Below are 22,066 nucleotides of genomic sequence, written 5' to 3'. Positions count from 1 at the left end.
GTCGTGATCCCAAAGACTAATAGACTAAAGCTTGAAACGCTTCTTCCGCCATGCTTAGCTTTGCCATTACTGCGGGTAGGGGTGAGGATTGACCACGCAGTGCCATCTATACGGGAGGTTTTTGATGGATCGTCGTTCATTTATGAAGAAGGCGGGAACAGCCGGCGCCGGTGCCGTTGCCGCGACTGCTTTGGCAGCACCTGCAATTGCGCAGGAAAACCCGAAGATTGCCTGGCGTATGACCTCGTCGTTTCCGAAGAGCCTGGACACGATCTATGGCGGCGCCGAAGATATTGCCAAGCATGTTTCGGCTGCCACTGATGGTAATTTCACGATCCAGCCTTTCGCAGCCGGCGAAATCGTCCCCGGCCTGCAGGCCGTCGATGCGGTGGCGGTCGGTACTGTCGAGGCAGCCCACACCACCTCCTATTATTTCGTCGGCAAGGACCCGACCTATGCCATCGGAACTGCCATTCCGTTCGGACTGAACAGCCGCCTGACCAATGCCTGGTTTTACCAGGGCAACGGCAATACACTGATGAACGAATTCTATGCCACGCAGGGCATGTATGCCCTGCCGGCCGGCAATACCGGTGCGCAGATGGGCGGCTGGTTCCGCAAGGAAATCAATACGCTCGACGATCTCAAGGGCGTCAAGATGCGCATTGCCGGTCTCGCCGGTCGCGTCATGGAGAAGGTCGGTGTCATCCCGCAGCAGATTGCCGGCGGCGACATCTATCCGGCGCTGGAAAAGGGAACGATCGATGCGGCAGAATTCGTCGGCCCCTATGACGACCTGAAGCTCGGCTTCCACAAGGTGGCGAAGTACTACTATTACCCGGGCTGGTGGGAAGGTGGCCCGACGGTRCATGCCTTCTTCAACCTCGATAAGTGGAGCAGCCTGCCGAAGCACTATCAGGCAGCGCTCAACGACGCCTGTGCCTTCGCCAACACCAACATGCTGGCAAAATACGACACGAAGAACCCGAGCGCGCTGAAGCAGCTTGTTGCGGAAGGCGCAACGCTGCGGCCGTTCAGCCAGGAGATCATGGAAGCCTGCTTCCAGGCCGCGATGGGCATCTACGGCGAAATCTCAGGCACGAACCAATATTTCAAGAAGATCTACGATGACCAGACTGCTTTCAAGCGGGATGCCTATCTCTGGATGCAGCTCTCGGAATACACGTTCGATACGTTCATGATGATCCAGCAGCGCGCGGGTAAGATCTGAGGAGCCCCCGCCGCTAACATTGGTGGTTTACACGAACACGATACCAGAACCCCGGATTTCGATCCGGGGTTTTGCTTTTTTGCTGGCTATTTGGCAGGCGCCGGCGGCGCTCCCGGCAGGCCATTCAGCGGCGGCAGGGTCAGGCCCGGGATCTGCGGCGAGCCATTGTTGCCGCCGAGCGGGGGCAGGCCGAGCTGACCGCCGAAGCCCGGGACTTCAATCTTGATCGAGTTCGGGTCGACCTTCGGGCCATGGTCCAGCCAGTAGGTCACCGATTGTGGCCAGAAGATCACGATCGCCACCAGGATCAGCTGCATGCCGACCCAGGGAAGCGCACCCATGTAAATATCCGAGGTCTTGACCTCGCGGCCGGCGATCGAGCGCAGGTAGAAGAGCGCGAAGCCGAAGGGCGGGTGCATGAAGCTCGTCTGCATGTTGACGCAGATCAGCACGCCGAACCAGATCAGGTCGATGCCGAGATTGGAGGCGACGGGGGCGAGCATCGGGATGACGATGAAGGCGATCTCGAAGAAATCGAGGAAGAAGGCGAGCACGAAGATGAAGATGTTGACAAAGATCAGGAAACCGACCGGGCCGCCGGGAATGCCCGATAGCATGTGCTCGATCCAGCGCGAGCCGTCCATGCCCTGGAAGACCAGGCTGAAACAGGTGGAGCCGATAAGGATCATCACAACCATGGAGGTGATGTGCGTGGTCGATGTCATCGCCTCGCGGATCAACGGCCAGGTGAGGCGCCGGTTCATGGCCGCGAGCAGCATGGCGCCGACGACGCCGAGCGCGCCGGCTTCCGTCGGCGTCGCAAGACCCATGAAGATCGTGCCGAGCACGAGGAAGATCAGCACGATCGAGGGCACCATGCCCATCAGCACCTTGATGAGCAGCGCCCAATTGAAGTCGCCGCGCACTTCCTTTGGCAGTGGCGGCATCGATTTTGGCCGGACGATCGACAGCACCAGGATGAAGAGCAGGAAGATCGCCACCTGCAGGATCGACGGGCCGATCGCGCCGCGATACATGTCGCCGACCGATTTGCCGAGCTGGTCGGCGAGAACGACGAGTACCAGCGAGGGCGGGATCACCTGGGTGATCGTGCCGGAGGCGGCGATAACGCCGGTGGCAAGGCGCGGATTGTAGCCGTAGCGCAGCATGATCGGCAGCGAAATCACACCCATGGTGATGACCGAGGCAGCCACTGTGCCGGTGATCGCGCCAAGCACGGCGCCGACGAGGATGACAGCATAGGCCAGCCCGCCGGGAACGCCACCGAAGAGCTTGCCGGTGCCTTCGAGCAGGTCTTCGGCCAGCCCACAACGCTCCAGCACCGCGCCCATGAAGGTGAAAAAAGGAATGGCAAGCAAGAGGTCGTTGGAGACGATGCCGAAGAAGCGCAGTGGCAGCGCCTGCAGGAGGGCTTCGTCGAAATGGCCGGTGACGATGCCGATGATGCCGAAGAACAGGCCGACGGCGGCCAGCGAAAAGGCGACCGGAAAGCCGTAGAGCATGAAGATGACCATGCCCAGGAACATGGCCGGCGGAATGATGCCGAAATCAAACAAATCCGTTCCTCCAGGCGCGCGTTACTGCAGCGGCTTTTCGTATTTCGTGTCGATGTTGATATGGCCGGTAACGGCTGCGATCCGCTTAATCAGCTCGGAAACGCCCTGAAGGGAGAGCAGCGCGAAACCGGCGACAAGGACCAGCTTGACGGGCCAGCGGATCAGCCCGCCGGCGTTGCCCGATATTTCCCCCTGCCGGTAGGAAAGCGCGAAGAAGGGCCAGGAGACCCAGGTGAGGAAGATGCAGACGGGAATGAGGAAGAGGATGAGGCCAACGATGTCGATCCAGATCTTCGCCCTGTCGGAAACCGAACCATAGATCAGATCGACGCGGACATGCTCGTTGTTGCGCAGCGCATGCGAGGCGCCGAGCACCACGACGAAGGCGAAGAGATACCACTGGATCTCGAGCCAGCCGTTCGAGCTGTAGTTGAAGGCGTAGCGGACGACGGCGTTTCCGGCGCTGATCAGGCAGCAGAACAACACCATGTATTCGGATAGTTTGCCAATGAACTCGCTGATCGAGTCGATCAGCCGACTGACGGCCAGTAATACCGACATTCGCCTCCCCTTATTATGTTGCCGTTTTCGGCAGTTCTCCCTCTGCAATCGGTGTAAACTAGGGTTTTTGAAATTGGAAGGATAAATGACCCGCCTTGGAGTATAGTCGTATGCGGCTAGACCCTGTGATGCCGTTGGAAAATTCTGGCAACTCAGGCGCGGATATTTATTTCAAGAACCTCGCGAGAAAGCTGTATTATCGCGCCTAGGATGAGTAACTCATCCTAGGGTTTTAGAAAAATTGACCAAATGTTTGAACCGTTTGAAATCAATTTTTAAAGGGTTCGGTTTACATTTCCCGCGCACAGGGAAAGTATGGATGAAGCCACATAACCCGAACAGGGTCCCTAAGGATGTGTATCTGTCGTTTGTGAGTTCCCTCTCCGGGAACCGCATGACGCTTCTGGCTGGCGTCATTGTACACTCCGCCACTTTCCTGGCTGTCGCCGCCAAGACCGACTCCCCCGTCTATATATTGCTGGCTGTCGCCGTCATCATGGTGTTCTGCGCCCGCATGGCGATTTTCCGCCTGTTCGACAAGGTAGACAAGGAGAAGCTCTCCTTTGCCGAGATCGAGCGCTGGGAGAAGATTCTCGTGGTCGGCGCAGCCGGCATCACCACGTTGCTCGGTATCGGCAGCGGTTATGCCATCTTCTTCACGCGTGATTCCTTTGCCGAGCTCGCCTGTATTGCGGTGACCATGGCGACGATGGTTTCGGTCGTCGGCCGCAACTACGGCTCGCGCATGGCGGTCGATCTGCAGACCTTCTCATGCTGCCTGCCGATGATCATCTGCAGCATCATGACGCTGGATTTCTACCGCGGCATCCTGTCGGTCTTCCTCATTCCTTTCTGGCTGACGACGCGGGCCATGGCGACTGGCGTGCGCGAGTTCCTCTATGAGAATGTGATCGCGCGCCGCGAGATCGCTTCGATTGCCGATCGCTTCGATACGGCGCTGAACAACATGCCGCACGGCCTTGTCATGGTCGACGAGGAGAACCGGATCCAGGTCATCAATCGCAAGGCCTGCGAACTGTTGAAAATCGGCGCGCCGGACCGGCTGAAAGATCGCGATCTCGGCGCCGTGTTGCGTTATGGCGCACGCTACAGCTTCATGGACGCTTCGCAGCCGGAGCTGATCCTGCGGCAACTGACACAGGTGGCCGAAGGCAGCCTGTCGCGCACGCTCATCCATTTCCCCGAGGGGCTGTCGCTGGAATTCTCAGCAAGCCGGCGCGCAGATGGCGGTGCGGTATTGATCTTCGAAGACGTCTCGAGCCGTGTGAAGGCCGAGCAGAAGATCCTGCACATGGTGCGCTTCGACGCGCTGACCGGCCTGCCGAACCGCGAATATTTCGGCCACCTCGTGCAGGATTATCTCGCCAGACATTCGAAGAAACGCGGTCCGCTCGGCTTTATGATCCTCGATATCGACGAGTTCAAGCATGTCAACGACATGCGGGGCCATGTGACCGGTGACCACCTGCTCTGCGCCATCGCCGTGCGGGTCAAGGAGATGGCCGGCAACGCCATCGTCGGCCGCCTGATGGGCGACCAATTCATCCTCTTCTTCCCGCATGCGCGTGACCGGCAGGTGCTGGATGCCGACATCCGCAAGCTACATGCCGCGATCCAGGGTCAGTACGAAGTCGATGAGGTGACCTTCCTCGTCTCGCTCAGTGCCGGGTACGCAGTCCTCGAGAGCGACGCCTTCGCCATGGACGAGTGGAGCGTCAAGGCTGACCTTGCGCTGTTCGAAAGCAAGTCGCGCTTGAAGGGCGGCATCACCGGTTTCGAGCACGAAATGGACGGTCGCTATATCGAGCAGCAGAAGCTCAAAGCGGATCTGCGCGAGGCTGTGGCTGCAAATGCGCTGCACCTCGCCTTCCAGCCGATGTTCAAGGCTGATGGTACGCGCATCGAATGCGCAGAAGCACTGGCTCGCTGGGTGCATCCGGAAAAGGGCTCCATTCCGCCCGACGTCTTCATCCGCCTCGCAGAAGAGATGGGCATTATCTCGCAGATCACGCGTTTCGTGCTCTTCAAGGCCTGTGAAGAATGCATGAGCTGGCCGGATCATATCGCCGTTTCGGTCAACCTGTCGGCGCGCGACCTGCGTGACGCGGACATCCTGTCGGTCGTTTCGGACGCGCTGGCGCATTCCGGTCTTGAGGCATCGCGCCTGCATCTGGAAATCACCGAAAGCAGCCTGATCGACGAGCCGGCGGTCGTGCGCGCCATCCTCGCCGAATTGCGCAGCCGCGACATCACCATCGCTATTGACGATTTCGGCACCGGCTTTTCCAGCCTCAGCTATCTCGACACGCTGCCGCTCGACATCGTCAAGATCGACCGCTCCTTCGTGCGTAACATCGTTGAAGATACGCGCCGTCTGAAATTGTTGCGCGGCACGGTGCATCTTGCCCGTGAACTCGGCCTCAAGATCGTCGTCGAGGGTGTCGAAACCCCGGAGCAACTAGCGCTTCTCAACAAGCACCGCAGCACGGATCTCGTACAGGGTTACGTTTTTTCCCCGCCGGTCCCCTCGAAGGAAATCGGCATCCTCTCCCACGCTCTCAACCGCCGCACGGCACCGCGGCGCCGCAGCAAGGTCGCCTGATCAGGGCGCTACCTGACGGTGTGACCACGGGCATATTCGCGGCCGTTAACCTTAATGATTCAAATACGTCCAAAATTCTTATCAAATCTTGCGCTTTAACGAATGGGGTATGATTAATGACCCGTTAACAACGGGGTGCATCTATGGCGTCTGTCCCTTTGAGTACGAGTGACTTTTCGAAAAAGGTTCTCGAAGTTCTTGATAATGTCGAATATCGCCGCGTCGAAAGCACTGAGGACATGGAGGATGTCGAGCGGCTGCGTTACAAGGCCTACAAGGCGCACGACACGCTGGCGCTGGCCCCGAAGGGACTGCTCGACGACACGGATTTCGACAGCCATGCCCATGTTTTCGGGCTCTATTATTACGGCGAGCTCGTCAGCACGATCCGTATCCACCATGTGACGCCGGAACATCGCGTCAGCCAGTCGGCCGGAGCCTTCCCGGAAGCAATCGATGCGCTCCTGGATGCCGGCCTCAGCTTGATCGATCCGGCGCGTTTTGCCGCTGATCCCGATCTGACCGCCGATCTGACCTGGATTCCCTACCTGACGCTGCGGCCAAGCATCGTCGCGGCCGCGTATTTCCGCGCACATCGGGTTCTGCAGTTCGTCCGCCCGCCGCATGCGGCATTCTACAAGCGTGTCTTCTATGCAGACACCGTCGTGCCGGGCCAGAAGGCCAAAAATTACGGGATCGACATGACGCTGATGGCGACCAACGTCATCGAGGTCGGCCGAAAGCTTCTCACGCGTTATCCCTTCTTCATTTCCAGCGCCAGCGAGCAGCGGATGATGTTCGCACGCGGCCCGGAAAACACGCTGCCTTCGCTCACCATCGTTCCCACCGCCCGTTTCGTGCCGGAAGGCCAGCTCGGAACGGATCTGCCGCTTTGATTCATCTATAGGGAATGCCCTCTCCACATCAGGAGAAGGGCGTCCCTGCGGCATTCTCATGCATTGCGCTTTCGCCCGTCATTGTGTAATCCCTGCGGGTGGGGATTTGCCTCGCCGAGGCGAGGGAATCAGGCAGCGCTAAGGCATTTCAGGGAGACGATATTCATGGCCGAACATCATACCGGACCGGTCGAGACCGGCGCGCCGATGGACTACAAGGAACATGAAAAGACCTACAACATGTTCATTGCCGGCACGAAATACGGCTCGATGCTTCTGATCGCCCTGATGCTTGCCATGGCTGCCGGTTTCTTCGGCGGCGCCGGTTTCCTCGGCGGCATCCTCGTCTTCCTCATCATCCTCGTTGCCGGCATCTTCCTGCTCCGCTAAGCGCGGCTTGCGGGAAGGCACGGTCTTCCGAACTTTGTGATGTAGATGCTTGGCCCGTGCAGGCAAGCAGCCTGCCACGGCCCAGCTGACCCGGAGGAGGGGGCAGTTGGCCAATATCGTTTTCGTAGCAAAGGAAATTACGGGCGATGAGACGCGCATTGCCGCGTCTGTCGAAACCGTGAAAAAGATAAAGTCGCTCGGCTTCGATGTCATCGTCGAAGCGGGCGCCGGAGCACTTTCTCGCATTCCGGATAGTGAGTTCGAGGCCGTGGGCGCCGCAATCGGCACGTTCGCGGATGCAGCGTCCGCCGATGTGATCCTCAAGGTCCGCAGGCCGAGCGAAAGCGAAATTTCCGGCTATAAGACCGGTGCCGTCGTCATTGCCATCATGGATCCCTATGGCAATGATGAGGCGGTCGCCGCAATGGCCCGCGCCGGTCTTTCCACCTTCGCGATGGAGCTGATGCCGCGCATCACCCGTGCGCAGTCGATGGATGTGCTTTCGTCGCAGGCCAATCTTGCAGGCTATCAGGCGGTCATCGAGGCAACCGTCGTCTATGACCGCGCCATGCCGATGATGATGACGGCAGCGGGTACTATTCCTGCCGCCAAGGTTTTCGTCATGGGCGCGGGCGTTGCCGGCCTCCAGGCTATTGCGACGGCGCGCCGTCTCGGTGCCGCCGTTTCGGCAACCGATGTTCGCCCCGCAGCGAAGGAACAGGTTGCTTCGCTCGGCGCGAAGTTCATCGCCGTCGAGGATGACGAGTTCAAGGCGGCGGAAACGGCCGGCGGCTATGCCAAGGAAATGTCGGCCGACTATCAGGCGAAGCAGGCTGCACTCGTTGCCGAGCACATCGCCAAGCAGGATATCGTCATTACCACGGCTCTCATTCCCGGCCGTCCGGCGCCGCGGCTCGTCTCGCGCACCATGCTGGCCTCGATGAAGCCTGGGGCGGTTGCTGTCGATCTCGCAGTCGAGCGTGGCGGCAATATTGAAGGTGTGGTTACAGGGCAGGTCGCCAATGTCGAAGGTGTGAAGGTGATCGGCTTTCCGAACATGGCGGGCCGTGTGGCGGCCAGTGCCTCAGCGCTTTACGCCAAGAACCTCGTCACCTTCCTGGAGACGATGGTGAGCAAGGAAACGAAATCGGTCGTGCTCAACCTCGAGGACGAGCTCATCAGGGCGACGATGCTGACCTATGCGGGGGATGTCGTGCATCCGGCATTCGGCGGCGCCAAGAAGGGGGATAACTGATGGCCAGTGAAGCAATGGACAAGGCGCTGGAGCAGCTCGACCAGGCCGTCACCGCGGTCATCACCGCTGCGGCCCAGGCGCCTGAAGCGGCAAGTGCTGCCACCGGTGGGGCGATCGATCCCTTCGTTTTCCAGTTCGCGATCTTCGTGCTGTCGATCTTCGTCGGCTACTACGTCGTCTGGTCGGTAACGCCGGCGCTGCATACGCCGCTGATGGCCGTTACCAACGCGATCTCCTCGGTCATCGTCGTCGGTGCGCTGCTTGCCGTCGGCATTTCGACCAGCGGCCTTGCGACCGGCTTCGGTTTCGTTGCGCTCGTGCTCGTCTCGGTGAATATCTTCGGCGGCTTCCTCGTCACGCAGCGCATGCTGGCGATGTACCGCAAGAAGGACAAGTGAGGGGCCGATGACCAATATTGCAGCCTTCCTCTATCTCGTCTCCGGCGTTCTCTTCATCCTTGCGCTGCGGGGGCTCTCGCATCCGGCGACCAGCCGCAAGGGCAATCTCTACGGCATGATCGGCATGGGGATTGCCATTCTCACGACGCTGGTGCTGGCGACGCCTGACTTCGGCGGCTTCGTGCTCATCATTCTCGGTCTTGCCATCGGCGGCAGCGCTGGCGCCTATATTGCCCGCACCATCGCCATGACCTCGATGCCGCAGCTCGTTGCCGGCTTCCATTCACTGGTTGGTCTTGCCGCGGTTCTGGTCGCGGCGTCGGCGCTCTATACGCCTGATGCTTTCGGTATCGGCGAGATCGGCCAGATCCATACGGAAGCACGCATCGAAATGGCGATCGGTGTGGCGATCGGCGCGCTGACCTTCACCGGCTCGATCATCGCCTTCCTGAAGCTCGATGGGCGCATGTCCGGCAAGCCGATCCTGTTACCCTTCCGCCATCTGATCAACATCGCCCTCGCTGTCCTGATCGTGCTCTTCATCATCGGCCTGGCGGTGACTGAGAGCCACCTGGATTTCTGGGCGGTCGTTGCGCTCTCGTTGCTACTCGGTATCCTGCTGATCGTGCCGATCGGCGGTGCAGACATGCCTGTCGTCGTGTCGATGCTGAATTCCTATTCGGGCTGGGCTGCCGCCGGCATCGGCTTCACGCTCGGCAATCTGGCGCTCATCATTACCGGTGCGCTGGTCGGCTCATCGGGTGCGATCCTGTCCTACATCATGTGCAAGGGCATGAACCGCTCCTTCCTCTCCGTCATCCTCGGCGGTTTCGGCGGCGAGACGGCAGGCGGCGCGGCGGATACGTCGGAGAAGATCGTCAAGCTTGGTTCGGCCGAGGATGCGGCCTACCTGATGGCGAATGCCTCCAAGGTCATCATCGTGCCAGGCTACGGCATGGCGGTGGCACAGGCACAACATGCGTTGCGCGAGCTTGCCGACAATCTCAAGAAGAACGGCGTTGAAGTGAAGTACGCGATTCATCCGGTTGCCGGCCGCATGCCGGGTCATATGAACGTGCTGCTTGCCGAGGCCAATGTGTCCTATGATGAAGTCTTCGAGCTTGAGGACATCAACTCGGAATTCGCCCAGGCCGATGTCGCCTATGTTATCGGCGCCAATGACGTCACCAATCCGGCGGCGCGCGACGACAAGTCCTCGCCGATCTACGGCATGCCGATCCTTGACGTCGACAAGGCCAAAACCTGCCTCTTCGTCAAGCGTTCGCTCGGCTCGGGTTACGCTGGTATCGATAACACGCTGTTCTACAAGGACGGCACGATGATGCTGCTCGGGGACGCCAAGAAGGTGACCGAAGAGATCAACAAGGCAATCGCCCACTAACCGAAAAGTCCGCTTCGGCAGGCTTTTCTTTTATCATCGGCGAACCGTCAGATTTCGCCCGGCACCAGCGTCATCTTCTCGACACCGACGGCGAGATTGAGACCTTCCTGAGCCTGCAGGTTCAGCGGCTGCAGCATGAAGGCCTTGTCGGTCCCGCCGGCAATGACTTTGGCACCTCCACCGGCGCCGAGGCTGGCATCTGCGCCGATGCCGTAATATTCGCCGGCGAGTGCGAAATCAGGCATGTTGGTGCCGGTCTTGGCGAGCACCTGCCAGATCATCACGCTCTTGCCTGTCTGGCCGATATCGATGCCGAATTTCTCGATCTTGCCAGCATAGACCGCCTTAGGGCCACCGGAAGCCGGCGTATAGGTGCAAATCAGGTTTTTCTCAGAAGTGACGATCAGTCCCTGGCCGCCATCCGATCCGCAGACGAGCCGGCCAAGCGACATATAGTCGGCTGCTGCGGCCGAGCTGGCCCAGGTTGCAGCCGAAACGATTGCGGCAGCAATCATGGTTTGCTTGAACATGGTCCTTCTCCTTTTGAATGACCAGTTCGAAACGGGCGATTGCAGTGATTGTTCCGGTTGCGCTACTCGCGCTCCATCGTCCCACGCTGGGCTGTGAGGGTCCAGACGAGACCTTCCGGGCGGAAGTCGACATCGACCTTGCCCCGGAAAGCGGAGGCGGCATGCGCCTTGATGACGGTGGTCCCGAAACCGGTGCGCGACGGCGGGCTGACGGGCGGGCCACCGCTTTCAGTCCAGGTGAAACGCAACATGTTGTCCTCTGCTGGCTGCCATTCGAAGCGCACACGGCCCTGTGGCACGGAGAGCGCTCCGTACTTCACCGAATTGGTGGCGAGTTCATGCAGCGCCAGGCCGAGATTCTGCACGGCATCGGGCTTGAGGATGAAATCCATGCCCTCGATTTTCACCTGCTCGCGAGCCTGTGGAAAGGCCTGGAGATGAATATCGATGACGCGATGCAGCGAGACGCCGGACCATTGCTCGCCCGTCAGAAGCTCGATCGAGCGCACGAGCCCTTCAAGGCGGTGAGCGACGGCCAGCCGGAATGTCTCGACGCTGTCGGCCTGCTTGGAGAGCTGGCGCATCATTGCGAGAACAAGCGTCAGCAGGTTCTTGGTGCGATGAACCAGCTCATGCATGACGAAGCGCAACCGGTCTTCGCTCTGGCTACGGTCGAAAGAGGCATTGGAAAGCGCAATCGCCACCTGGTTGGCCTCGATGACACTGGTTTCGACCGGAGAGACGATATGGCCTTCGCCGAGCCGGTTCGCCATGTCGGCTATTTCGCGGATCGTCGAGCGGACCTGCCGGGCAACGGCATAGGTGGCAAGTACGGCAACGAGCAGCAGCACGAGGCCGCCGATCAGCAGGAAGCGCCAGGTGCTGAGGATCGGTGCCTGGGCGGTGGCGATCGGCCCCCATACCACAGTCTTCCAGGACCAGCCGGGAATCTGCGCATAGCCCAACAGGGCATGCGGGAGGATATCGCTGTCTTCGAAAACGCCGCTGGATGCGACGAGCGAAGGCAGGATGCGCGGGTCGAAGGGTTCGCCAGGCTGCAGATTGGCAGGGCCGCGGCTCGCCACGACATGACCACCCTGATCGATGACCGCCGCCGACCAGCCGGAGGCAAGGCCCTCGGTCGTGACGAGTTTTGCAAGATCGGTGGCATTCTGGGTGATGATCAATGCGGCGACAGGATCCTCGTCACGCGGCAGGGTGACGTTATAGACCCACATGCCGCTCGTCGCGCCCATGAAGACGTCGGAGGCTTCGATCCGGCCGGACTTCATTGCGGCTTCCAAAGCCGCGATGTTCGTCGTCTTGCCGAGCGGCGTGCCGAAGGCGCGACGGGTATTCAGAAATTGCTGCCCGGCCCTGTCGACGGCGATCACATAGAGCGTATCGCCGCGCAGCGCTGTTTCCGTGCGATTGTAGAAAGACTCATAGTCGCCGCTCTCCAGCTCCGGCGAGGAGGACAGTAGCCGAAGCGTCGTTGCCATATCCTGAAGCTGGCGGTCGATGGTGCGTGAGAGGGCGAGCGCATCCTGCGCGGTTTCGCGCTTGAGCGTGGACCGCTGATTGTCTTCCAGCTGCATGAGAAGAAGGGCAACGAAGGCAAAGATCGGCAGTGCAATCGCCACGGCCATGGCGATAAGATATGTTCCGATGGAAGCTTTCGGAAAAAGACGTACGGCGAACCTCATCGATACCGCCCCCGAACTGCCGGGGCTGGATGCTGGGGAAGCTCGGTTTCGCAGAGTCTAACGAAAGCAAGAATCCGCATCGCTCGCAAACGCCCCTTACATTTCGTACCGCCCAATAGCCCGCTATCAAAGCAGGATCATGTTAGGGGGCGGGGCATTTGGTTGCAACCTACTAAAATAGTCAGGTGCAAAATCGTCGATTTTTTAAGGACTATTCTGCGTCCGTGAACCGCTGCAACCGGAAGGGCATGAGGCTTTCGTCATTCTTGCCTGACAGAAGCTCATCGGCAGCAAGCAGGCCCGCAAGCGGAGCAAGCGTGACACCGGAGTGCATAACCGTGACATAGAGACCCGGCAGGCCAGCATTGCCGATGATGGGAAAACCATCAGCCGGTGTCGGGCGATAGCCGACCGTGAAGAAATCGAGCTTCAGATCGGCATTGTCTATGATCATCGCTTTTACGCGTGCGAAGAGTTCCGCTGCACTTGCCTGATGATCTTCACCGGGATCGCCGCCACCGAAATCCGAGCCGGCGATGATACGGCCTTCCGCCGTCTGGCGCATATGCAGCTGCGGTGTCATGACTAGGCCGTTCAACCGCTTCGAGACAGGACGGGAGTGCACGATCAGGCCGGCTGGTGCAGACAGCGGCAATGTGATCCCCGCTGAGGCAGCGATCGGAACTGCGCCTGCACCTGCGGCCAGCACGACATGATCGGCTTCGAGCATGCCTTCCGACGTGACAAGCCCGACGATTCGTCCGGCACTCTGCAACAGACCGTTGACCGTGGCATGAACGAATGTCGCGCCACGTGCTTCGGCATCAGCAAGCATCAAACGTGCGGCGGCAACAGGCTCCACCGCACCTTCTTCTGCGATATAGAGGGCGAAATCCGGATATTCGCCAAGGCCGGGTTCGTGCAGCGCGCTTTCTTCCCGGTTCAGCCGGCTGATACCGTAGCCCCAGCGGCCATGTTCATCGGCATAGGCTTCGAGATCGGCCACCGGCCTATCCCAGCAGAGACCGCCGCACCAGGCGAGCGGCAGGCCGGGCAGTTCCCGTGCCAGCCGCTTCCATTCCGCCATCGCCCGACGGCGAAAATGGAAATAGAATTCGGGATTGCCCCAGCTCGCATTGATCCAGGCAAAGGAACAGGGTGTCGCCACGCCGCCGAGTTCTTCGCCGACGACGGTGACTGCTGCACCCTTGTGTGTGAGATGCCAGGCAATCGAGGCACCGATGATGCCAGCGCCGACGACGATCACATGCGGTTTCGCTGTCATCGTCGCCACCTCTTCCCGTTATCCGTCAGCCGGTGGTGCCGCCGACGCGGGCAAGTCCATCCCGGGCCGGCTGGTATTTCGGATCGAGGCCGACAGCGTGGCGGTAGGAGCGGATGGCCTTGTCCTTCTCGCCGCGGCGCTCGTAGACGAGAGCCTGGTTTGCCCAGGATTCGGCGAGGTTGCCGTTGAGCTCGATCGCGTGGTTGAAGTCGGCGAATGCGTTGTCGTTGTCGTTCAGCGCGATATAGGAAATGCCGCGGCCATTATAGGGCTCGGGCGAGTTCGGCGACAGCGAGATCGCCTTCGAGAAGTCGTCGATTGCCTTATCCTGCTGATTGCGCTTCTGGTAGATCAGACCGCGATTGTGATAGGCGCGACCATCGGTGGTGCCGAGCTGAATCGCTTTTGAGAAATCATTGAAGGCCTGATCGTCCTGGCCGGCCATGCGGTAGACATTGCCGCGACCGATATAGGCGACGTCATAGCTCGGATTGATCTGCAGGGCGGCGTTGTAATCGGCGATTGCCTGCGGCTGCTGACCCATGTTGCGGTAGACCAGCGCGCGGTTGGCATAGGCCTGGAAGAAGCGCGGATTGATCTGCAGCGCGGTGTTGAAGTCGTCGAGCGCCTTGCGGAATTCGCCGGCGCGGCCATAGGCCGAGCCGCGAACGTTATAGCCTTCCGGATCGCGCGGATTGGCGTTGATGACGCCGGTCAGCGAAGCGATGTTTTCCTGCGAGCCCTGTGCCTTGTCGATGCGGATCACGGCATCCGAGGTGTTGGTCGTTTCACAACCGGCAAGGCCGAGCGCGGCGGCAAGCGCCAGCGAGACAAGCATGACCGATTTCTGCGAACGCAAAGAGCGGGACGGATTGAAGGTTATTACAGCCATTCGGGCTCGCTTTCCCCATGCATCATATCCGGACAAGCGGATATGCAATCTTCGGCGGCAAAAAATTAAAAAGGCGGCGGCGACACTGATCGCCCCCGCCACACATGCACCTGAAAACGTCGAAAAAACGACGGCACCGCCTCAGCGTGCTGCAACCAGACCTTCGCGCTGAGCGCGCTTGCGGGCCAGCTTGCGAACACGACGAACAGCCTCAGCCTTCTCGCGAGCACGCTTCTGCGACGGCTTTTCGTAGTAGTCGCGCATCTTCATTTCGCGAAAAATGCCTTCGCGCTGCATCTTCTTCTTGAGAGCGCGGAGAGCCTGGTCAACATTGTTATCGCGGACAAGTACCTGCACGAGAATCACGTTCCTTTGGTTTGGTTGATGCCGAAAGGCGGCGCAGCGCCTGGGGCAAAAATATAACGTTCGCGCGGCCGCGGCCTTGCGATTGGTGTTGCGAAATATCAGATCGACGGAATGAAGTCCAGACGGGATATGTGATCGGGCGGAAAAATCCCGCCCGTGCCTATACGAAGCTAGGAGCGTGCCTTCTCGGGTTTCGTTTCGTCCAGAGCAGCGATCGCTTCCTTCAGCGCGGCGATAACACGGGAGCGGTCCGCCGGCTCAAGCCGAGCCGTGTCCAGATGCAGGTCCAGTCCGGCCAGATGTTCGCTGAGAACGCGGCTCTTGTGATCGGCGCCGAGCATCAGCCCGTCCACGGCGTAGGGGACGATCTCCCGCTGGATGCCCTTCATGGTGATCGGCGGCAAAGGATGGGCATCAACGATATCTTTCACCAGCGCATAGGTTTCGTAGCTGATGACGATCTCGCCGCCCTGTGCGATCGATTGCAGGCGTGCGGCGAGGTTCGCTTCGGCACCGATGATCGTATAGTCCATGCGGTCACTGCTGCCGAAATTGCCGACGTTGCAATAGCCGCTATTGATTCCCATGCGCACCACGAAGGGCTCTTCCGTGCCGTTCCGGCGCCATCTCTCCTTCAGTTCGCCGAGCCGGCGTTGCATGTCGACCGCCATGCGCAGACAAGCCTTGGCATCTTCTTCCGCTCCCTTGGTTTCCGGATCGCCGAAGAAGACCAGCATGGCATCACCGATGAACTTGTCCACCGTGCCGCCGTGTTTGAGCGCGATCGTGGACATTTCGGTCAGATATTCATTCAGCATTTCCGTCAGCGCTTCCGGCTGCAGACGCTCGGTCGTGGCGGTGAAATCCTTGATGTCGGAGAAGAAGATCGTCAGGCGCTTTCGCTCGGTATGGACGACCACATCCTTCTGGCCGCTGAAGATGCTCTTGTAGATCTGCGGCGAGAGATAGCGGGAAATCTTCAGGGAAACGCTGGCGAGGAATTCGTTAGCCGCTTCAAGATCGCGGTTGGCACTGTGGATGACGCGCGTCTGCTGGCGCTGCAGAAAAATGAAGCTGATGCCGATGATGGCGACGAAGAAGAAATAGCACAGCAGATATTTGAAGGCGAGAACGTTGCTCGCATAGGGCTGGCGGATGATGACTTCCTGAATGCCGCGCACATCGCCTACCTTCCAATCCTTCTTCGGGCTTTCAGGATGAGCGTTGTGACAGGCGACGCAAGCCTGGCCCATGATCACAGGCGTGATAAGCCGCAGCGTATCGGTAAATCCGACGCGGGTGAGGTCGGTCAGTGTTTGGCTGGAATTGGCGCGCAAGGATGCGAGTGATGCCGTTTCGAAATTGTCGAGATCGTGAGGCGCGCGATTCTTGAATGGCAGGTCGGAGAGGAAACGATAGGTGATGTTGGCCTGCTGTTCCTTGATGACGTCGCCGAGTTCCAGCGAAAGCGTGGCGGGCAGAGGAATGGCGCCTGGAATATTGGCATAGTTGTGTGAGACGACCGTGCCGCTGACATCGCCCGCCTGATGGGCGGCGAGCACTCTGCCGACGACATTCGCTGAATAGTAGGAGCGTATGCTGGTGACGAGCGAACTCATGTCCCGCGCCTGCCGGCGCAGCGCACTTTCGGAGAGGTCGCTGATATCAAGCCAGACGGCGAGCGGCAGCCCGGCCAGCATCGCCAGCACGACGGCGATCAGCCAATAGCCGCTTCTGCGGGCGGCAGAGGCCGAGTTTTCCGCAGTTTTTGCCGTGGTCTCTCCTTGCGGATCTGCCATGGCTCATCCCTTCGACAATGATCGAATTGTTAAATCCCTGAGGGAGAAAAACATTTCGTCGCATGCGCGGCAAGGCCGAAGCTGGAAAGTCTGGCCGCAACGGTTGGCCAAATCTGGAAGTAATTGCCCACTGTGTTGCTGTTACACCGGAGCGAAAATGCTTGGGCGGTACCGACAGCCATATTTCGCGCGGTTTTTCAGCTTCTGAGCATGAACGAATAGTCTTTGGCGTCAAACAAGCGTAGCCTGCCGGCGGACAGGAAAGCTTTGGAGTGCTTGTAGGGGACTTCGACGGAAGCATGACGCGTTTGCAGCAGATCGGTGTCCTGATCGGCCTCGTCATCGTGGCTGCGCTCACGATGTTCCGGGCAAGCGATCCGCCGGTGCTCAGGCAGGTCCGCGACGTTACCTTCGACGAATATCAGCGCCTTGTGCCGCGCAGCTTTGAGGCCATGCCCGTCAGAGTAGTCGATATCGACGAGGCTTCCCTGCGGGAGTTCGGCCAGTGGCCCTGGCCCCGCGACAGGCTGGCAATGCTGGTCCAGCGTCTCTCGGATATGGGAGCGGCGGCCATCGCCTTCGACGTCATCTTTGCCGAGCCCGACCGGATGTCGCCGCGCAATGTCATCCAGGAGGTGGAGGGCGTCGATCCGTCGCTTGCGGCGCAATTGCCTGACAATGACGAGATATTCGCGCAGTCGATCGAGGGAAAGCCTGTGGTTCTCGGCTTCGGGCTTTCCAACGAAGGCAATTATAAGCCGCCGGTAAAAGCCGGCTTTGCCTTTACCGGCGAAAGTCCGCTGTCGGCACCTCCGCATCTTGGCGCTTCGACGCCGCTCCGGCCGGGGCTGGAGGCGAATGCCGCAGGGCTTGGCCATGTCAGTCTCAATCCCGGCAGCTCGTCATCGGTGGTACGCGCAGTGCCGCTGTTCCTTAGCGATGGAGAGCAGTTTTATCCCAATCTTGCGATCGAAGCGTTGCGGGTCGCGCAGGGTGCCTCGACCTATGTGCTGGCCGGCGCACCCGACCGGGCAGGGATCATCACCTCTGCGAAGATCGGCGATTTCATCGTTCCGCTGACGGCTGCCGGAGAGATCTGGCTTTATGTGACGCCGAACCGGGCAGAGCGCTATATCTCGGCGGGAAAGGTCCTTGCTGCCGGCGGAGTGGCCCCTGATGTCGCTGCCCAGGTCGAAGGCAGCATCATCTTCATCGGCACCTCTGCTGTCGGGCTGCAGGACATTCGCGCCACCGCGCTCGGAGAAAATGTGCCGGGTGTTTCGCTGCAGGCACAGACTGTCGAGCAGATCCTTTCGGGCCGCTACTTGTCACGGCCGGACTGGGCCGACGGGCTGGAGATCCTGTCTATCGCCGTGGTTGGCTTCCTGCTCGTCATCATAACGACCTTCGTCAGTCCGGCCGTGGCGCTGGTCTGTGGCCTGGCGATCACCGCGATGGCGCTTGCCGCTTCGTGGCTGTGCTTTCTTTATGCCGGTCTGCTGTTCGATCCGCTTGCGCCTATTATCAGCGGCTCCATCACGCATTTCGCGGCGACATCGTTCCGCATCCTCGTCATCGACAGGGAGCGGCGGGAGGTGCGGCGCGCCTTCGGCCATTACCTCTCGCCTTCGCTGCTCCACCGGATCGAGCATACGCCCGATGCGCTGAAGCTCGGCGGGGACGAGCGCGAGCTGACCATGATGTTCGTCGATGTGCGCAATTTCACCGAGATCAGTGAAAGGCTGACGCCGACCGCCGTCGTCCAGTTTCTCAATACGCTGCTCGATGCGCTGAGCCGTCATGTTGTCGGGAACGAGGGAACGCTCGACAAATTCATCGGCGATTCCATCATGGCATTCTGGAATGCGCCGGTCGATGTTTCGGATCATGCAGCAAAGGCGTTGCGAGCAGCGCTCGCCATGCGGGAGACCCTAGCCGAGCTCAATGCTCATGACGCCTTCGGTTTCGGCAGCGCTCAGCAGGTGAGGATCGGCATTGGCATCCATACCGGTCTCGCCTGTGTCGGCAACATGGGCGCGAAGACACGCTTCAACTATTCGGCGGTGGGCGACGCGGTGAATGTCGCGGCGCGCATCGAATCCTGCTGCAAGGACGTCGGCTTCGATATCCTGATCTCCGACACCACGGCACGGGCGCAAAGCGGGGCGGCGCTCTTGGAGGCAGGAGCCATTCCGCTCAAAGGAAAGAGCAGCCGAACGCAGATCTTCGCCGTGGTCGGCGATGAGAAGGTCGCTGCCTCGCCGGAATTCGGCGCCCTGCATCTCGTCCATGAGGAGGTAATGGGCGCTTTGCGCGAGCGTTCGAGGAACAGCCGCAAGCTGATCGGTGCGGCAAAACTCGCTGGGGTACAGGTCCTGGCCGGCCTCACGGAATTCTATGAGCGGATATCGGCCAGGAACGATCATTTTCGGGAGGATATCGGGCTGCCGGAACAGCAGGTCGTCGAATAGTCAGTCAGCGGTTGCGGTCCCGATTTCCGTTTCCGCCCCAGCCTCGATTTCCGTTCTGATCCCGATCGTGGCTATGGTCACGATCCCGATCTCTTCCCGCGCTCTGGTCGTTGCCGGAAGTTTGGTTTTCGCCTCCGCTTCTTTCCTGCGTGCTCGGTCTGTCCTGATGGCTGCGGTCCTGGTGGTTATCTGCCCTTTCCGTGCGGCTCGGCCTGTCAGGTGCGTCGTGCCGGTCCGGGCGATCGAACCCTTCGTGCCGGTCCGGTCTTCCATGATCGCCATGGTGGTCGTCTCTATCGTGGTTGTCCCTCCAGCCATGCCAGTCGTGTTTGTCATGCCAGTCGCGCTCCGGCTTATCATGGTGGGGCCTGTCATGATGCGGCTTGTCGTGATGCGGTTTTTCCGGCCGCTGCGTCGGCGGAGCATCCTGCTTCTGTGGTTGCTGTGGGCGCTGTGGATCCGGATCTCGCGGCTGGGGTGTCTGGCGAAGCCGGTCTTTGTGCTCAGGGTCAACCGAGGCCATCCGGCAGCCGCCAAGCAAGCCGAGGCCGCCCGTTAAACTCTGATTGCCGGAGAGGAAGGGAAGGGCACGCTGGTTGCCCAGCCTCTGCAGCACGCTGCGGTTGACGGGCTGGGCATCCGTCATGTTGCCGTTTGGCCGCGCAATGACGCAATCGCAACGCTGCTGCAATTGCCGGCAGCCGCCAGGGCCGCAGAAGGTCGCCGCGCCGTTCAGCAGCACGACGGCAGTCGTTCCGTCAGGGCCGACATAGAAATCGAAAGCGGTACCGCGCACGCCGATCGTGCCGGCGGGCGTCTGGATCTGATAGGCGGAGGATTTCGAATTGCCGCTGACCCAGCGGAACGTGCCCTTGGCCGCCTTGATGGAGAGGCGTTTGACGGAATCGGTATCGTCGTAGACATATTTGTCGATGATAACGGACGAGCCCCAGCCGACGGCAAGCTTGGTGCCGTCGCGGAATATGAACTGGCCGAGCCCCGATTGGGAGGTGCGGATACGCTCGTCGCGGTGAACCTCGTCATTGACGATGATCGGCCCGCCCTGTCCTGTTACTTCGGTTTTGATGAGAGTCGCCTGGCCGACGGGTTCAGCGGCGAACGCAGGCCACGCGCCTGACAGCGCGAAGCAGATGCCCGCGATCCATATGCTACGCCAACCCAACATCGTACACCCCACATAAGAGGATACTAACATTTCCAGCAGGCCCGTTCTGCTTGCCCTGTTGGGTGAGAAAAGGGTTATGTCGCATTTGCGAAGGCCGATCGCCGCCAAGCGGCGCAATGCAGCCGTCGCCGTGTCAAAACAAAAGCTCTTTCACGTCGCAAAAGAACCGTTGTGCCGCAATTCGATTTGCGATTTGTATGGCCACGACGAAAATGCCTTTGCCTGAAGGAGATGATGGCGGATGCGGAAATATTCGGTTTTTGCCGTAGCGCGGGAGGCTCTGCGCGGGCACAGGGGCTGGGAAAAGCAGTGGACTTCGCCGGAGCCGCGACCCGAATATGACGTGATCATCATCGGCGGTGGCGGTCATGGGCTGGGCGCAGCTTATTACCTCGCCAAGGAGCACGGCATCACCAATGTGGCGGTGCTGGAAAAGGGCTGGCTCGGCGGCGGCAATACCGGCCGCAACACCACCATTATCCGCTCCAACTATCTCTATGAAGAGAGCATGCACATCTACGAGCACTCGATGAAGCTCTGGGAAGGGCTGTCGCAGGAGCTCAATTACAATGTCATGTATTCGCCGCGCGGCGTGATGATGCTGTCGCACAATGTGCACGACATGCAGAGCTTCAAGCGGCATATCCATGCCAACCGGCTCTACGGCATCGACAATGAATGGCTGACACCCGAGCAGGCCAAGGCCTATTGCCCGCCGCTCGATATTTCGGCGACGGCTCGCTACCCGATCAACGGTGCCGCCTTGCAGCGCCGCGGCGGCACGGCGCGTCACGATGCGGTTGCCTGGGGTTATGCACGTGCGGCGTCAGACCGCGGTGTGCACATCATCCAGAATTGCGAAGTCACCGGCATTCGCCGTGGCCCGGACGGTCGGGTCACCGGCGTCGAGACCAACAGGGGCTTCATCGGCGCGAAGAAGATTGGCGTGTCGGCTGCCGGCCACACGACAACAATCATGAAGATGGCGGACGTACGCGTGCCGCTGCAATCGAGCCCGCTGCAGGCACTGGTTTCCGAGCCGCTGAAGCCGATCTTTCCCTGCGTCGTCATGTCGAACACGGTGCACGCCTATATCTCGCAGTCCGACAAGGGTGAGCTCGTCATCGGTGCGGGTACGGACCAGTATAATTCCTACTCGCAGACCGGTGGCCTGCAGATCATCATGCATACGCTCGACGCCATTTGCGAGCTTTTCCCGATGTTCCGCCGCGTGAAGATGATGCGCCAGTGGGGTGGTATCGTCGACAATACGCCGGATCGTTCGGCCATCCAGTCGAAGACGCCCGTTCCCGGGCTCTACGTCAATTGCGGCTGGGGTACCGGTGGCTTCAAGGCGACACCGGGTTCGGCCAATCTCTTCGCCCATCTGATCGCCCGCGACGAGGTGCACAAGTTCAATGCCGGGCTGACGCTGGAGCGGTTCCGCTCCGGCCGGCTGATTGACGAGGCGGCGGCTGCCGCCGTCGCGCACTGACAG

General features: G+C 60.1%; 18 protein-coding genes. 9 read left to right on the top strand and 9 right to left on the bottom strand.

The window, feature by feature from the left end; genetic code table 11:
- The first annotated feature begins 124 nt into the window (after positions 1-124).
- Positions 125-1,231: a TRAP transporter substrate-binding protein gene (locus tag AC1DM5_RS09965; protein ID WP_477818199.1), complete on the top strand. Its 1,107-nt coding sequence runs from the start codon at positions 125-127 to the stop codon at positions 1,229-1,231.
- An 86-nt stretch (positions 1,232-1,317) separates the two neighbouring features.
- Here the strand turns inward: AC1DM5_RS09965 and AC1DM5_RS09960 are convergent, their stop codons facing one another.
- Positions 1,318-2,808, bottom strand: coding sequence for a TRAP transporter large permease (locus AC1DM5_RS09960; protein WP_477818200.1), 1,491 nt, complete (start codon positions 2,806-2,808; stop codon positions 1,318-1,320).
- Between the two features lie 21 nt (positions 2,809-2,829).
- Positions 2,830-3,369: a TRAP transporter small permease subunit gene (locus tag AC1DM5_RS09955; RefSeq protein WP_477818201.1), complete on the bottom strand. Its 540-nt coding sequence runs from the start codon at positions 3,367-3,369 to the stop codon at positions 2,830-2,832.
- Positions 3,370-3,688: 319 nt separating this feature from the next.
- Between AC1DM5_RS09955 and AC1DM5_RS09950 the strand changes: the two genes are divergently transcribed.
- From AC1DM5_RS09950 to AC1DM5_RS09925, 6 genes are all read left to right on the top strand, one after another.
- Positions 3,689-5,992, top strand: a complete 2,304-nt coding sequence (locus AC1DM5_RS09950; RefSeq protein ID WP_477818202.1) for a putative bifunctional diguanylate cyclase/phosphodiesterase — start codon at positions 3,689-3,691, stop codon at positions 5,990-5,992.
- Positions 5,993-6,135: 143 nt separating this feature from the next.
- Positions 6,136-6,888 carry an N-acyl amino acid synthase FeeM domain-containing protein gene (locus tag AC1DM5_RS09945; protein ID WP_477818203.1) on the top strand — a complete coding sequence of 251 codons (753 nt, stop codon included), beginning with the start codon at positions 6,136-6,138 and terminating at the stop codon, positions 6,886-6,888.
- 165 nt (positions 6,889-7,053) lie between these two features.
- The gene (locus tag AC1DM5_RS09940) at positions 7,054-7,278 is read left to right on the top strand and encodes an aa3-type cytochrome c oxidase subunit IV (RefSeq protein WP_007817412.1); all 225 of its coding nucleotides are present in this window, start codon (positions 7,054-7,056) and stop codon (positions 7,276-7,278) included.
- 106 nt (positions 7,279-7,384) lie between these two features.
- Entirely contained in the window at positions 7,385-8,533 is a 1,149-nt protein-coding gene (locus AC1DM5_RS09935) for a Re/Si-specific NAD(P)(+) transhydrogenase subunit alpha (protein WP_477818204.1), read from the top strand.
- Positions 8,533-8,931, top strand: coding sequence for a proton-translocating transhydrogenase family protein (locus AC1DM5_RS09930; RefSeq protein WP_007817406.1), 399 nt, complete (start codon positions 8,533-8,535; stop codon positions 8,929-8,931). Before AC1DM5_RS09935 ends, AC1DM5_RS09930 begins: the two co-directional genes overlap by 1 nt.
- 7 nt (positions 8,932-8,938) lie before the next feature.
- Positions 8,939-10,333: an NAD(P)(+) transhydrogenase (Re/Si-specific) subunit beta gene (locus AC1DM5_RS09925; RefSeq protein WP_477818205.1), complete on the top strand. Its 1,395-nt coding sequence runs from the start codon at positions 8,939-8,941 to the stop codon at positions 10,331-10,333.
- Positions 10,334-10,380: 47 nt separating this feature from the next.
- Here the strand turns inward: AC1DM5_RS09925 and AC1DM5_RS09920 are convergent, their stop codons facing one another.
- The 6 genes from AC1DM5_RS09920 to AC1DM5_RS09895 all read right to left on the bottom strand — a co-directional run bounded on the left by AC1DM5_RS09920 (position 10,381) and on the right by AC1DM5_RS09895 (position 16,911).
- Complete coding sequence (locus AC1DM5_RS09920; protein WP_477818206.1) at positions 10,381-10,863, bottom strand: DUF992 domain-containing protein; 483 nt, start codon at positions 10,861-10,863, stop codon at positions 10,381-10,383.
- Between the two features lie 62 nt (positions 10,864-10,925).
- On the bottom strand, positions 10,926-12,569 hold the full coding sequence (locus AC1DM5_RS09915) for a sensor histidine kinase (RefSeq protein WP_310383722.1): 1,644 nt from the start codon (positions 12,567-12,569) through the stop codon (positions 10,926-10,928).
- A 211-nt stretch (positions 12,570-12,780) separates the two neighbouring features.
- Positions 12,781-13,854, bottom strand: a complete 1,074-nt coding sequence (locus AC1DM5_RS09910; protein WP_477818207.1) for an NAD(P)/FAD-dependent oxidoreductase — start codon at positions 13,852-13,854, stop codon at positions 12,781-12,783.
- Positions 13,855-13,879: 25 nt separating this feature from the next.
- Entirely contained in the window at positions 13,880-14,746 is an 867-nt protein-coding gene (locus AC1DM5_RS09905; protein WP_113320966.1) for a tetratricopeptide repeat protein, read from the bottom strand.
- A gap of 141 nt (positions 14,747-14,887) precedes the next feature.
- On the bottom strand, positions 14,888-15,103 hold the full coding sequence (gene rpsU / locus AC1DM5_RS09900) for a 30S ribosomal protein S21 (protein WP_003542939.1): 216 nt from the start codon (positions 15,101-15,103) through the stop codon (positions 14,888-14,890).
- A gap of 179 nt (positions 15,104-15,282) precedes the next feature.
- A complete protein-coding gene (locus AC1DM5_RS09895; protein WP_477818208.1) occupies positions 15,283-16,911 on the bottom strand; it encodes an adenylate/guanylate cyclase domain-containing protein in 1,629 nt (542 codons plus the stop codon).
- Between the two features lie 299 nt (positions 16,912-17,210).
- On the opposite strand from AC1DM5_RS09895, the gene AC1DM5_RS09890 reads away from it, so the two are divergent.
- Entirely contained in the window at positions 17,211-19,382 is a 2,172-nt protein-coding gene (locus AC1DM5_RS09890) for a CHASE2 domain-containing protein (RefSeq protein ID WP_477818209.1), read from the top strand.
- 4 nt (positions 19,383-19,386) lie between these two features.
- Here AC1DM5_RS09890 and AC1DM5_RS09885 read toward each other — a convergent pair whose 3' ends face one another.
- Positions 19,387-20,568, bottom strand: a complete 1,182-nt coding sequence (locus AC1DM5_RS09885; RefSeq protein WP_477818210.1) for a FecR family protein — start codon at positions 20,566-20,568, stop codon at positions 19,387-19,389.
- A gap of 241 nt (positions 20,569-20,809) precedes the next feature.
- Here AC1DM5_RS09885 and AC1DM5_RS09880 point away from each other — a divergent pair, with 241 nt between their 5' ends.
- Positions 20,810-22,063: a sarcosine oxidase subunit beta family protein gene (locus AC1DM5_RS09880; protein ID WP_477818211.1), complete on the top strand. Its 1,254-nt coding sequence runs from the start codon at positions 20,810-20,812 to the stop codon at positions 22,061-22,063.
- Positions 22,064-22,066: the final 3 nt, after the last annotated feature.

The sequence above is a fragment of the Rhizobium sp. 01T437 genome, from assembly GCF_056398505.1.
Note: the sequence above shows the minus strand (reverse complement) of the source record. Positions and strands in the feature narration are given on the sequence as shown.